21 protein-coding genes are annotated in these 12,359 nt (G+C 53.1%); all 21 read right to left on the bottom strand.

Annotation, left to right across the window (positions count from 1 at the left end):
* Window positions 1–6: 6 nt before the first annotated feature.
* Window positions 7–1,311, bottom strand: a complete 1,305-nt coding sequence (locus SB719_RS01885) for a P22 phage major capsid protein family protein (protein WP_412158828.1) — start codon at window positions 1,309–1,311, stop codon at window positions 7–9.
* The gene (locus SB719_RS01880; RefSeq protein ID WP_412158827.1) at window positions 1,311–2,222 is read right to left on the bottom strand and encodes a scaffolding protein; all 912 of its coding nucleotides are present in this window, start codon (window positions 2,220–2,222) and stop codon (window positions 1,311–1,313) included. The genes SB719_RS01885 and SB719_RS01880 overlap by 1 nt, the downstream gene beginning before the upstream one ends.
* Before the next feature lie 14 nt (window positions 2,223–2,236).
* Window positions 2,237–4,324: a portal protein gene (locus SB719_RS01875; protein WP_412158826.1), complete on the bottom strand. Its 2,088-nt coding sequence runs from the start codon at window positions 4,322–4,324 to the stop codon at window positions 2,237–2,239.
* Window positions 4,324–5,772, bottom strand: coding sequence for a terminase large subunit domain-containing protein (locus SB719_RS01870; protein ID WP_412158825.1), 1,449 nt, complete (start codon window positions 5,770–5,772; stop codon window positions 4,324–4,326). The genes SB719_RS01875 and SB719_RS01870 overlap by 1 nt, the downstream gene beginning before the upstream one ends.
* Complete coding sequence (locus SB719_RS01865; RefSeq protein ID WP_412158824.1) at window positions 5,741–6,238, bottom strand: terminase small subunit; 498 nt, start codon at window positions 6,236–6,238, stop codon at window positions 5,741–5,743. Before SB719_RS01865 ends, SB719_RS01870 begins: the two co-directional genes overlap by 32 nt.
* 12 nt (window positions 6,239–6,250) lie before the next feature.
* On the bottom strand, window positions 6,251–6,493 hold the full coding sequence (locus SB719_RS01860) for a DUF2560 family protein (protein WP_412158823.1): 243 nt from the start codon (window positions 6,491–6,493) through the stop codon (window positions 6,251–6,253).
* Window positions 6,494–6,543: 50 nt separating this feature from the next.
* Complete coding sequence (locus tag SB719_RS01855; protein ID WP_094111426.1) at window positions 6,544–6,810, bottom strand: hypothetical protein; 267 nt, start codon at window positions 6,808–6,810, stop codon at window positions 6,544–6,546.
* 120 nt (window positions 6,811–6,930) lie between these two features.
* Entirely contained in the window at window positions 6,931–7,617 is a 687-nt protein-coding gene (locus SB719_RS01850; RefSeq protein ID WP_412158822.1) for a hypothetical protein, read from the bottom strand.
* Between the two features lie 82 nt (window positions 7,618–7,699).
* Window positions 7,700–7,870: a hypothetical protein gene (locus SB719_RS01845; protein ID WP_412158821.1), complete on the bottom strand. Its 171-nt coding sequence runs from the start codon at window positions 7,868–7,870 to the stop codon at window positions 7,700–7,702.
* Entirely contained in the window at window positions 7,867–8,004 is a 138-nt protein-coding gene (locus SB719_RS01840; protein ID WP_233496291.1) for a hypothetical protein, read from the bottom strand. The genes SB719_RS01845 and SB719_RS01840 overlap by 4 nt, the downstream gene beginning before the upstream one ends.
* A 4-nt stretch (window positions 8,005–8,008) precedes the next feature.
* Complete coding sequence (locus tag SB719_RS01835) at window positions 8,009–8,281, bottom strand: hypothetical protein (protein WP_412158820.1); 273 nt, start codon at window positions 8,279–8,281, stop codon at window positions 8,009–8,011.
* Window positions 8,278–8,526 (bottom strand): hypothetical protein, encoded by a 249-nt coding sequence (locus tag SB719_RS01830; protein ID WP_412158819.1) that lies wholly within the window; start codon window positions 8,524–8,526, stop codon window positions 8,278–8,280. The genes SB719_RS01835 and SB719_RS01830 overlap by 4 nt, the downstream gene beginning before the upstream one ends.
* Window positions 8,527–8,531: 5 nt before the next feature.
* Window positions 8,532–9,005 carry a lysozyme gene (locus SB719_RS01825; protein ID WP_412158818.1) on the bottom strand — a complete coding sequence of 158 codons (474 nt, stop codon included), beginning with the start codon at window positions 9,003–9,005 and terminating at the stop codon, window positions 8,532–8,534.
* Window positions 9,002–9,304 carry a hypothetical protein gene (locus SB719_RS01820; protein ID WP_412158817.1) on the bottom strand — a complete coding sequence of 101 codons (303 nt, stop codon included), beginning with the start codon at window positions 9,302–9,304 and terminating at the stop codon, window positions 9,002–9,004. The genes SB719_RS01825 and SB719_RS01820 overlap by 4 nt, the downstream gene beginning before the upstream one ends.
* Entirely contained in the window at window positions 9,291–9,686 is a 396-nt protein-coding gene (locus tag SB719_RS01815; protein WP_039379268.1) for a hypothetical protein, read from the bottom strand. The genes SB719_RS01820 and SB719_RS01815 overlap by 14 nt, the downstream gene beginning before the upstream one ends.
* A 335-nt stretch (window positions 9,687–10,021) precedes the next feature.
* A complete protein-coding gene (locus SB719_RS01810; protein WP_412158816.1) occupies window positions 10,022–10,510 on the bottom strand; it encodes an antiterminator Q family protein in 489 nt (162 codons plus the stop codon).
* A gap of 111 nt (window positions 10,511–10,621) precedes the next feature.
* Entirely contained in the window at window positions 10,622–11,206 is a 585-nt protein-coding gene (locus SB719_RS01805) for a recombination protein NinG (RefSeq protein ID WP_412158815.1), read from the bottom strand.
* Window positions 11,199–11,867 (bottom strand): metallophosphoesterase, encoded by a 669-nt coding sequence (locus SB719_RS01800; RefSeq protein WP_412158814.1) that lies wholly within the window; start codon window positions 11,865–11,867, stop codon window positions 11,199–11,201. The genes SB719_RS01805 and SB719_RS01800 overlap by 8 nt, the downstream gene beginning before the upstream one ends.
* A complete protein-coding gene (locus SB719_RS01795; protein ID WP_412158813.1) occupies window positions 11,860–11,979 on the bottom strand; it encodes a hypothetical protein in 120 nt (39 codons plus the stop codon). The genes SB719_RS01800 and SB719_RS01795 overlap by 8 nt, the downstream gene beginning before the upstream one ends.
* On the bottom strand, window positions 11,972–12,226 hold the full coding sequence (locus SB719_RS01790) for a hypothetical protein (protein ID WP_412158812.1): 255 nt from the start codon (window positions 12,224–12,226) through the stop codon (window positions 11,972–11,974). The genes SB719_RS01795 and SB719_RS01790 overlap by 8 nt, the downstream gene beginning before the upstream one ends.
* Entirely contained in the window at window positions 12,223–12,354 is a 132-nt protein-coding gene (locus SB719_RS01785; protein WP_412158910.1) for a NinE family protein, read from the bottom strand. Before SB719_RS01785 ends, SB719_RS01790 begins: the two co-directional genes overlap by 4 nt.
* Window positions 12,355–12,359 lie beyond the last annotated feature (5 nt).

The raw sequence follows: 12,359 nt of genomic DNA, 5'->3' as shown, positions 1-12,359 counted from the left end.
CACTGGTTAGCCGGTGATTGCGGTAGCCACGTCCTGATTCGCCAGGCCAACACCGATTGCTTCCGGGCGCACAGCAGTTGCTGCATACCACAGAGCAATACGGCATTTGCCGCCGAGGATGTCGATATCACCCTGGAAAGCGATCACACCGTTCAGGCCAGTGCCCGGCACGCTGAAGCTCTGAGACTTCATGCCGGCGAACAGGTCATGGTCCAGCGGGATCGGCTGAGACAGCAGGCGGATGGAATCGTCAGCCCAGAACACGTTGGTTGGCGCATCGTCAGTGTTCAGGATGTTGATTGCAGCGCCTGCAGCCAGAGAGGTGTTCACGTTGGCGTAAGCACGCTGCTCTGCGGTCAGGGTGGTGTCATCCAGCGCGACAGGCTTCGGCGTGATGGTGATGTTGTTACCGTTCACGGCTACAACCGAGAAAGTTGCATCCTGAACCAGTACGTTTTTCGCCATCTGCGCCAGGAATTTCACGCCTGCAAAGCTGATTTTGTCGCCACGTTTGAAGCCGGTGCCGGAGCTTACAGCCACGGTAGCCGTACGGTTATCCACGTTCTCGCGGTTACCGTCGGTATCGGTGCGCCATGCTTCCGGCTTGAACTTCTGAGCGCCGCTGACGGTTACGCCGGTAGCCTGAGAGGCACGCAGCGTTGGCAGCTTAGGCGAGCGCAGGACGTCATCAAAGCCAGCGACCTGTTTCTGAATCACGCCTTTTGAGTAAGCGTCATCCTGAATGCGGCCGTAGAAATCTTTGCCGGCCAGGTCACGGCCAGCGCCGCGGTAGTCATTGGCGTTGAAGAAGAACGACAGGCCTGCATCGCGGTTCAGTTCGCGGGCAAACATCAGCGATTCAGCTTCTGAGATGAAGTCCCAGCCGGTGTTAGCGTTGCCGATCGGACCGGTGCTGGTCACAACCAGTGAGCCCATTTCGACAGCCTGACGGGCGATTTCCGCTTCCACGTTGTTCGCCAGCTTTTTAGCAGAGGCGGCAATGCGACGACGGTATGAGCGCTCATCACGAACACCATCGGCACGCAGCGCGAAGAAGTCGTTATCCGGCTCGTTCATATTGACCTTAACAGAGAGTTCCAGAATATCGGTCTCTTTGTCGGTCAGGTCCCAGCCGCGCTGAGTAGGTGCTTCCTGCTCCAGCGGCATCCACACTGTGTTACCTGAACGCTGCATTGCGGCGCCCGGTGGGGTGTATTTGCTGACGCGCTCAGCCATCGGCGTCAGGTTCTGGATGGTTTCAATTACTTCGTCCACCGCATAGGTGATCATCTGACCTTCGGAAAGTGCCATTATTTAATTCCTTGAATTTGTGCTTTAAGTTTGCGGTACGTTTCCGTGTCACCTTTTGCTGCGGCTTTCTCCATCTGCTTCTGCAGTGCGGAGATGTTGGCTGCAGCGACGCTTCCCTGAACCGGTTCATCTACCGGTGGGGCTGCTGACACGGTCTTGCCGCGAGGCTTGAGAGTTAAACGGTCTGAGAGGCGCGTGAGTTCAATCAGCACCTGTTGTTCGCTCATCGACATCAGTTGTCGGACTTTCTCCGGGTTGCTACCCAGGTGATATATCATCGCGGCTGACTTCTCCGGGAAGAGCTGCATCAGCGCCACGTCCACACCGGCGGGAACCAGTGCGCGGAACGCTTCCTCTTTCTCGTCATAGTCAGCCAGTCCGAGCTTTTCAGCGGCGTCATAGTGCTGACGTGCTGCCTCGACATGCTGTGTCGACTGGCGGGTGTAATCCTGTGTCTTGCGGCCTTGTTCGGCGACAGCGTTGCTTCGCGCGTCCATTGCCTTAAGTTGCCACTCTGCATTAGCGGCGTTGAACGCAGCCAGTGCGCGATTGTGGTCGTAGTCATACCTGGACAATGCCTCGTCTGACAGGTACTCGTTCACGTCAGGCTGCTTTGGCAGGTCAGGATTAACCCGCAGATTTTCCGGAAGCTCACCACGGCTGACGGCTTCAACCTGCTGCTCCAGTTCGCGCTGACGCTTACGCGCAATGCGGCGGGCTGCAAATTTAGCGTTGGTGTCGTGGTCCTGCTTCGGCTTGTGCTCATCGTCCTTCAGGACAATATCGAAGCCCTCATCCTGCTCATCGGTCTGGGTGGCATTCCCCTCGACCTGACTATCAGCAGATGCCGCTGCGTGATCGCCGGGCAGGCGTTGCTCTTCAGTGTTCTGAATTTCGGTGGTATCGCTCATGTTGTTTAGCTCTCTCACATGGTTCGAGGAATCTCGCCGGTATTGGCGGAAGGAAGGTTTTGTTGTTGCTGTGATGCAACCTCGCTCAGCAGTTTGATGGCTTTCATCACGGCGTCGCTGTCAATGTTTCTGGCCTGAGCCAGTTTGTAGACAGTGTTAGCCTGCGATTCCTGCGCATCCTGCTGAGCGGTGAATGCTTTAATCTGTGTCTGTGCAGTCTCGTTACGTGCACGCTCTGCTTCAGCCTGTGCAGCGATAACCTGCGCCTGGGCAATGAGTGCGTTAGGGTCCTGCTGTCCCTGCTGAGCCTGTTGTGCCTCTGCCAGCCACTGTTGCTCTTCTGGCGTTTCCGGCTTCTTCAGGCCCATGGTGACAAGCTGACGGTTCGCATACTCGCGCATCATCTCGACACCTTTGCCATCCAGCAGAGTGAAGTACTGCAGGAGCAGCATCTGGTACTCAGGCGTACCCTGCTGCACTTTCGTAAGCAGGTCAGCTATCTCGCTGCGGTTCTGCTGCTTCATAGACTGGAATGACGGGTCAATGTCGGTATAGGTCTCATACCGGCCGCGCACATCATTGAGCGTCACTGAGTTACCGGACTGGAAATCGATAACCTGCGCCATCAGCTGCACTTCTTTCTCGCTGCCATCCTCAAGCGTCATGGACACCGTGCGCGGCACATCGTAGATGTCATTCACGATTGAGGAGTAAATCTCCCCGTCGCGGCGCATCGCGGTAGCCAGGTTATCCATGAACACATACGTTTCGAGGTCAGATCGCATGTTCAGCTGGTTGACGGTATCGAACGCTACCTGCCCTCCTGCAGCTGCAGCATCAACGCCGGTGTCAGCCACTTCGCGCACAGCATTTGTGGCGGCTTCCAGCATGTATGCATTGGCCTGCGGAACCTCCGGGTTTTCCATGTACGCTATGGGCGCCGGTGGAAGGTCATTGCTGTTTTCGTCAGTGCGGTTGAGCAGGTAGTACGGGTAATCATCATTCCCGCTGTACATGTGCTCATAGCCAGCGATTTGCTCCGGGTTGAAGAATGGCTTCTTCTTCGGCGTGCGGGCCACTGTGTCAGCGTTGAAGCTCATAATCATGTTGCGCAGTCGCTGTCCGTCTTTGGTCAGCCTGACTACACCTTCATAAACTTCTTTATCGCCGGCGAATGACCACTCACCGAACACCGGTACGATCGGGATGTGCTCGCCTGCAATCAGCTCTCGGTCTTTCAGGATTGCGGACTGTGTCAGCAGCGTTTTGTATACCCGGCGGCGTTTAACCTTGCGCTCACCTATCTTCACCATGCCTTTGTCAGACAGCTCATCAATCACATCAGCGATATCACGCTTGAAGTAACTGACTGGCTCACCGGTCATCGGGTCCTGATAGATGAATACCAGCTCTTTCTTCTCTTCGACTTCGTAATACTCAGCGATGTAATAAACGTTGCTGGTCGTCCAGGGGAAAATCCAGTTGGAAGATGGCGACTGGAAATCAGGCATGTCATCTTTATCTAGCCCGTAATCTTCAGCAAAGGCACTCCAGCCGTCTTTACTCAGTGCGCTGATGAGCGTGCAGTGCTTCGCGTCGCTCTTGTCCATCTGCTTTGAGTTGGCATCCCAAACAACGTGAGAGCACGCTTCGTGGATGGGTACGCGCCGGATAATCTGGTTGTTGCTGGTCGGGTCCTGATCTTCGTACTCAGTGACCAGCCGCCATGCACCGATACCTGCTTCAATCTGCTCACGCACCGCAACGTTGACGGAAATCTTCGCCGTGTTGTGGCGCATGTCAGTGCGGTACATACCCATCAGGATATCTGCCGCATCCGGGCTGGCACCGTCTTTCGGCTTGAACATCACATCAATCGGGTTCTGGCGCATCTCTGCTACCAGCTTGCGGACTACCGGGCGCACCACATCGAACTGACCGCGATACTGCAGCGTTGTGTAATCTGATAACCAGTCATCCCACTGGCTCACGCGACTGAAGAACAGGTCGTTAGTTGCCTCCGTTCTGGCCTCGTCGCTTGCTGTCCAGTCCCGGTCAAACTTCGTGAGAATGGTCTGCAATTTTTCGTCTTTGTCGGCCATTATCTACTCCGGGAAATAGGGCGAATTGGCGCCGGTAATTTTTTCTCTTTCACTGTGCCGATATCACCAAAGCGCTTAGCAAAGCGGCGCATCATGTAGGCATATCGGGTTGCATCTAACAGGTCGTCGCGGGTCTTAACGATGCGCCCGCGGTCGTCACGGTGGTAGAAGTTGAATTCCTCAAACCAGTCGCGCAGGCCGGCGAACACTTTAAAGCGCCCGCTACTCATCAGGTCGTGCAGCTCAAACAGTCCGGCTTCAACAGAACGGGAGCCATCAGGCCATTGTGCGCAGTCAGACAGCATCAGGAAGCCCGCATCTGAGTAATACGACTTCTGCTGCAGTCCGCTGCCCTTCTCCGTCTGCAGACCATCCTGAGGCCATGCGGTAGGAACCTTGTTGGCCCATGACTTTGTCGCGCCCCATGCCTCAGCAGGTGATGTCTTGCTGGCCTTCCACGCTTTGATGACGTAATAGGTGTCGCTGTCGAGGTCGATTGCCAGCTGTACGCGGCTCTGTGGGTGGTCCCAGCCGAAGTCCATGCCGTCGATAACCATGTAATGCTTCGGTATCGGGAATGGCTCGCAGGTAATCTTGTCTTCGCTGAAGTCGAATATGCGGCCATGTCCCAGCATCGGGATGCCTTTGGTTCGCATCTCTCTCTGGTGCGGAGGGTATGACTCCAGCAGGCTTTTCTTTGTCTCTTCGGTCAGGTGCGGCGCGTCATCCCAGCCAACGTTCATGCAGGATTGTGATTCAGCCGGATCATCAAGCAGCTTGATAACCAGGTCGGTGCGCCCGTTCTCTGGCGTGAATGTCAGGATGCCACGACCACCGCGGCCTTTGTCGCCGGTAGCAGTACGCGTCAGCACCTGCGGGTAGATTTCGTGGTCTTCCGGTTCTTCATCGATATGAAACCAGTCGACGCTGTCACCCATCAGTGCATGCTGGCCCTGCGTGTATGACCAGAACTGCACTTTGCTCAGCTCGCCGCTGCTGTGCCGGATATAGGCAGAGCGGACAGCGTTAGGTGTACCGGTCATTGGCTCTGTGGATACGATGCGATCTGGAGGAATCAGGCCACCGGCAAACTCACCGTTAACCTTCTTGCCGATGATTGCAGCTTGTAGAAGGTCACGGCACTTCTCACCGGAGTAACCGAGGCACCACATCAGCGGCGCGTGGTCGAACTGGTATCCCTCCCACCCTTCAGGATATTCACCGAGAAGGTGGATGGCGTCGATATAGGTTGCGGTGTCTGTCTTGCCAACGCGGTTAGCAGCAATCAGAGCGCACTGACGATAGCTTGATGTCTGCGCGATGAATTTGCGCTGCCATGGGTATCGTGTGTCGAAGTAGGTGCGGTAGCGGTTCACAACTAACCGGCGGGCTTTCTCTTCCAGCAGCCGGATTAACTCAAGCTTCTCCTCGCGCTTCAGATTGTCCATTTACAAGCCTCGCGAGTTTTGCGTTAAGTTCTTCGTCTGACATGGTTTCGATGCTGCCGGAGTGCTCCACTTTGTCAGTGAACAGCTTCAGGTGCTTGCCGAGCAGCTCATAGCCTTTAAGCGCTGCGTTGGCGTCGTATTTGTAGACAGGAGACATGATTCCGTCAGGCCCTTCGACCATCACCGGATCGCCTTTCTTGTCATAAACGACTTCCGCCTGTTCGCACCGACGAATGTTTTTAATCACTCCCTCGATGACAAACTCTGCGCTGAGGCCTACTGCCTGATTGCGCTCTTTGGCTAATTCACTGATGCGGCTGCGTATAGCCGGTTTTGAAAGGTTCTCGCTGGCTATCTGCCGGGATGATTTCTCACTGTACCCGGCTCTGATTGCCGCCTGGGTGCCGTTCAGATCAATCACGTACTCCTGACAGAAGCGCTCTTGTTGTTCGTTGAGTTCAGCCATCAGGTTTCTCTCTTACTGGAACAGCGGCAGAGCGTCTTTCACACCCTGAATCGCTTTGGTTGTGCGTGATACCGCAGTGGGTTCTGTCTGTGCCAGCGTGTACTGCCGCTTGAACAGTTCCAGCTTCAGTTGGTCATCACCGATAAAGTTGATTGCCTGCTGTGCGGCGGCGGTATCGTTTTGCAGCATGTCGAGAATGGTCAGTCGGGTTTGCTGCTGTGACGTAAGCTCAGTAGCGTTTGCTGTTTCGGCCATGGTGGTCTCCTTTGTCATTATCGAGCACCCCGTGAGATGCTCTGTAATGATCACTTCATCAGTGAGTACTGCTTGTCGAAGTCTTTCGCTTCCAGATAGAAAGGCTGACCGTCGATTGACTCAACGTAGTAGCCGCCCTTCTTAGGCTGGTTGAGGCTCATGTATTCGCTGGAGACTTCAAATTCTGGATAGAATTCATCCTCCGGCACAATAACACCGGTGCCATCTACTGCCTGACGGACTTCTTTGATCTTCAGGGCCAGAACCTGATTCTCTTTGCCCTTATAACGGGGTAACTCTTTGCGTTTAAGCGACATGGAAACTCCTTGGTTGATATGCAATTAACCATTAGTCAGCCCACCGGAAGTGATGAGCTGAGTGATGGCTACACAGATAAATGGCGCCTAATAAAAAACCGCCCGTAGGCGGCTTAGTGTTTATAGACCTAAACTCTTTCTAACCATGTCTCCAAGTATTCCCCACGCTAAAGGCTGCACATTTGCCCACGCATCACCGCAGGCTTTCGCAATCAATGCCTTTGCAGATCCCGCATTACCTTCTTGTGCTTCAGCAACAGCATTGATAACAAGCTGCTTTGAATTCTCATCAACAACTACTCCTTGCTCTTCTAAGATCGAAATCAGACGAGCAACGTTTTCCGATTCTGAGTTAACTGTGGATGTCATGCTCTGGTTGATATTTTCACCTGCAGAAAGCTGCAGATTGGTAAAGTTCCCGCCGGATATCGTTACATGATTTATAACGCGATTAACTCTGGGAGGTTTATTCGGAGCAAGCCTTGATATTTTGTATCCTGCCTCAGTTAAGCAGGCATACTCTTTCTTGCTATAAGTTCCCACAAAGATAACTGATGACCCTGGCTTATTTTCATGGAACACTCGTGGACCAGTTCTAAGCAACTTAGCTTTTTCTAATTCACCAATTGCAACATCGAAATCAACTTTTGTGTAGTCTTCAGCATTACAAACGGCCGTAGCAAGGGCATCCATTTTTGGCCCTTCATAACCATGTTTAAGCTCACTTATTGTCAGCGATCTATCTGTGAAATCTGCCAATAGTGTCCCAAGAATCTGCTTAGAAACGCCATCTAACTGAGCCGCCATTATTTTGTCCTTAAAAGTTAACGAGGAAAGATAATGGCTAGGATTTTGTGCCAATTCAACCCTTAGTAGATTCAGTGTCTGGCTACTTTCTGAGGCTGTTCTTTACTTCGGAGATGATCTGCTGCTGCATGCGACTTAACTCTGTGCGGTGCCGGCGGTCCTGCCGCTGGTGAATCCAGAATCCGACCCAGGTTGCGATGAGTGCGCCAATACAGATGCCTGAAAAGATGTTGTAAATCTGGTAGGCGCTCATTTCGCTTCCTGCTGGCAGTTGGCTTTCCATGTCTTGTTATGCGTCAGGATGGCCCGCTTGGTGCGCTCATCCATCGTCATGATGTCCGCCTCAGTCACCAGGATAGGCTTTACCCAGTTACAGGCAGTGTCCACGACTTCAATTCTTGTTAAGCCAGTCTGTGCGCAGCTCGTCGTCAACAGCGCTGCCAGGCATACGGGAAACGTTTTCCTGAACATCTGCAGCTCCTTTTAAGGTTTCTGTCTGACGCTGTGATGCAGCCTGCTGGGAATCGATAGCAGCTTTGGTTTCGCGATCGGCAGCGTCCTGCTCTGCTTTGGCTTTACCCTTAGAGTGACCAATGCCGAATGCGCCAGCCACTGCAGCAATTACCATACCGATTACAGTGAATATCATTTCGATGGTCGTCATGGCCTGCTCTCCGGATCAATACCAGCGTCAATCTTCTGCTCTTTGATATCTTTGTCAGTGGCGATTTTCTTCGCAGCAATATAACCACTTGTCGAGAAGCCAAAGAACAGACCGAATGTGACATCTGACAGCGTCCCTTTGTAGGCCTGCCAGCCAACTACGCCACAGCAGACGAGGAAAGCGAGAGCGGCCTGCGTGCGGCTCAGAGAGATGTTACCGCTGCTGCCACGGAGAACGCTGAACATGTCCATCAAATGAGGCCCCGGTAAATGTCATAGCTGCCGGTGCGCATCACATCTGCGTGACGTTTGGCACGGTTAGGCGTTTGCTTCGCCCACAGGCTGTTAAGCATGCCGTCAGCTGCAGCACTGAAGTTGCCGTCTGCAATCAGTTTCAGCGTATTTTTGAAGCCTGCCAGACCGTCAGTACCCATCTGGTAGGCCATGCTAATCAGAATGTCGCGGCGCGGTGGATTGCAGGCTGCCAGAGCCGCCGCAATGGCCGGCCGCTGGTTCATCTCGTTAACCTTCTGGTCAACAATGGTCTGCTTCCATACATCGCCCACTGTACGCGGTACGCGGAAGGTGTAATTACTCAGGCTGGCGCCCTTTGGCCCGATGCGGATGCCGCCGGCAACGGTTGGATAACCCTGCGTATCGAGATAGGGTGCCTCTTTGTACCCCTCCTCTACGTTCAGGATCGGGATGATTTTACTGTCGGTCATTTGCTCTCATCCTCTTTCACAACCTGCTTAACCTTGTCGGCAGTTTTGTTTGCTGTGCGGTCCGGTATGTTGTCCACTTTCTGCTTTAACTCGCCTACCTGCTCTGCCAGGCGAACCACTTTTGCATCGCGACGATCGGCAACCCTGCGATAATCATCGCGGATGGCGTCAATCTTCTGGTTGGCGTCATTGCTGACGTAAACGAACATGCAGGTCATGGTGATGCAGATAAGCGTCAGTACGGTAAGAACGCCGCCGATAATCAGGCTTCGTTTGTGATTCGGTTTAGTTGGTGCCATCGCTGTCGGTCTCCAGATTGGCGATCAGCCTGTTTACTTCCGTTCTGAATCGCTCATTGCCTACAGCGTTACTGGCCTCTGACATAGCCAACAGGATTCCCAGCGCGTTTTTAATCAGCTTGAGGTCCGTCTCCAGTGTGGATATCCGGCGAAGGTTTTTGTCGTGCCGCTCACGAAGCTCGTCATTTTCTTCACGAAGCAGGTTGTTGCTCTCTTTCAGCAGCTGAACCTGCTCCTTATAGTTGGAGATGATTTCACCGCCCGCCCTGTTGCTGATGCCCAGAGAAAGGAGGCTTGCTGCTAAAGGCTTCCAGAGAACTGCTACTGCCCCGCCGCCAAATATGAGGCCGAGAACGCCAGTGATGATGCTGTTTTCACCCATGCTTAACCTCACGGGCGCTGTTTGATGTGCTGTTCATAGCCGTCTCCGGCATTGCCCGGAGGTATCCGGCCGTTTGCTGTGAAAAGTCGCCCGCTGCCACGTGGGGGAAATCCATGAGGTCGCTTTGATTGGCAGGGGCGAAAACGAGAAACCCAGCTCTGTGGCTGGGCTTTTTAATTGGGTGCAGAAATGCAAAAAGCCCTCGCGGATGGTGAGTCCGGAGGGCTTTCTAATTATCACAGAGTGATGGAATTTGTACTTTGGCGTACCCTAAGAACACTTAAGGCAGCTTATGTGAATATAGTTGCTCATTTGCTCATTGATGTCAACACGTACTAAGCAACTTTCCTCACTTTGTTTACTTTTACCCTCTCGTTCATCGCTTTTAGCAGCGGCATATAGATTATGTACTGGCTTGCAGACAATATTTCCTTCACCTCTCTGCGGCATGTGCTCATCGAAGGGATCTTCATGCGGTTGCCGCCCCGGGTGGTTAATTTGCGCGGACTTGCGACCCGATGATAGTAAGATGCGATTGCGTGCTCGGTAGAGCCATGCGCGTAGTAGCTCAGCAGAATGCCGAAAGCTTTTTTATCGATGCTCATGACGGAGTCCACGACCTGAGAAATCAAGAGTCCGTCATCATCGTTACACATCGGTCGGTATGGATAAGACTGCGGCTCAACAGATGACATCCACTGCGCGATGACGCTGCTCTGCCGCTTTTCCAGTCTCCCTGAATATACCCAGGCGCCCCAAAGCTCCAGCCAGTTGTTTACCCAGCTATGCTGCTCATCCGTTAATTTAAGCTCGCGTACCGCCATGGCTACCTCCCTTTAGTTTCAGCTCAATGCGTATCAGTCGATAGTTGATCTCATACATGCCGCGCATCCTGAGAATGCGTAGCTTGCGCCATTTGTCTTTGAGGTAATCACTCATGCTGCCTCTCTTTGCCTGACCAATGCCCGCAGCAAAGCCCTGTAACGCGCTCTGATGCGTTCCAGTTCCTCTCTGGTGTATCGGTGTGGTTGGTTGTTAGATTCGAGCGCCTCGACGCGCTGAAGGCCGATTTTGGTGATGAGATTAATGCGGTACGGACCGATGTTGCCGGAGTGATGGGTGTTACACGCTGAGCACTGGCTGTGTACGTTGTCCTCGTCGAAGCGTAACTGTGATGCCGCCGCCGTGGTTCGATAGTGCCCGGCGTGGTAGCTGACCGCCGTTGTGCTGCCGCAGCTGATGCAGATATCTCCGTCTCTCGCCCTGATGTAGTCGTTGAATGCTCGCTGGGTCATGTTCATCCAGTGGCTTAACGGCTTCACATCTGCTTTGCGCTTATTCCAGGCTGCACGCTGCTCTTTCTCCTGACGCTTTTGCTTGCGCTCGGATAGCAGGGTTGCGAGTTGGATGGCGCACTTAGGGGAGCAGACTGTCTGGAGGCTATTGCGGGGGATAAACTTCTCGGGGCAACACTTGCACTTCTTAGGCTTCGGCGGCTTGGGCTTGGTGCCTTTAGCCATCGCCACCTCCCTGCACCTGAACAATAGTCAATATGTTCCCGAACACTGCGCCGGTATCGATATAGTTCAGATTGCCTGCCTTAGCTGCGCGCTGAACCGGTGTATGTCCGAAGTAAAATGCATCAGCACCTTCAATTCCACGCTCTTTTCCATCAGCTAGCGCATTAAATCTTGACCTATCCCACACAGCCCTTTCGGTATCTATAGCACTGCCGAGTTTATATTTGTCAGAGGGATAATCTGCATGAGCAATGACGATCGTCTTTCCGCTGAGCTCCAGCTCAATAACGTATGGCAGGCGCTCTGCTTTAGCGATAAGTGCACGAGCGAGAACCTCTTGGTCATAATCCAGACGATTAAACCAGTCGCCGCCATTATGAAACCATAGATTAACGTTCCTTCCTGCCAGAGCATTGATAGCCATTTCCTCATGATTGCCTCGAACACAGACAAACCACTTCTCCATAATCAAATCAAGACACTCCAGATTCTGGGGGCCGCGGTCAATTAAGTCTCCGACTGAAATCAAAAGGTCCTGCTGCCTGTCGAATTGCAGTTCATCAAGCTGTGTCATAAGCCGGTTATAACAACCGTGCAGATCACCAACGACGAAAATGTTTCTGTATTTGCTTCCATCAATCTTCTGGTAAATATCAGCCATCATTGCCACCTGTCATATCGTATGCTGGGTCTTTGCCTATTAACTCATCGAGGCAGCTGGCGCAGTAGTACACCTCGTCAGGCTTGAGTGGTTCGCCGCAGTTTTCACACATTACTCGCCCCCTTTCCCTCTGCTCTGATGCGCTGAACCGCCTCATTCAGTGCTGCTCTTTGACTTTCAGTCCACTCACTATTGAGCTCTTTCGCCATGAACTTAAGTCTGTCTGCCTCTGTTCTGTCCATCAGGAGTAGTTTGCGGCCATCTTCAAGCCAGACATCAACCTGACTGACTTCCACTCCATATAGCTTTCTGGCCGCAAAGGCAGAAGCGTGCAGCAAAGCAATCCAGATGCATTTCATCGTGCTCTCCTCATGCGGTCCCATTTGGCTTTTAACAGCCCGTACGTGTAATCAAATGTCTTTACCTCACTGGCTTCCTGAATGCGCTTACGTCGCGTTCTGGTGCGCGGTGTGGGGATGAATATCATGTGGT

Origin of the sequence: Pantoea sp. SIMBA_079 (genome assembly GCF_046940275.1) — a bacterium.
Lineage (GTDB): Bacteria > Pseudomonadota > Gammaproteobacteria > Enterobacterales > Enterobacteriaceae > Pantoea > Pantoea borealis.
The sequence above is the reverse complement of the archived record's forward strand: the minus strand, read 5'-3'. Positions and strand labels throughout refer to the sequence as shown.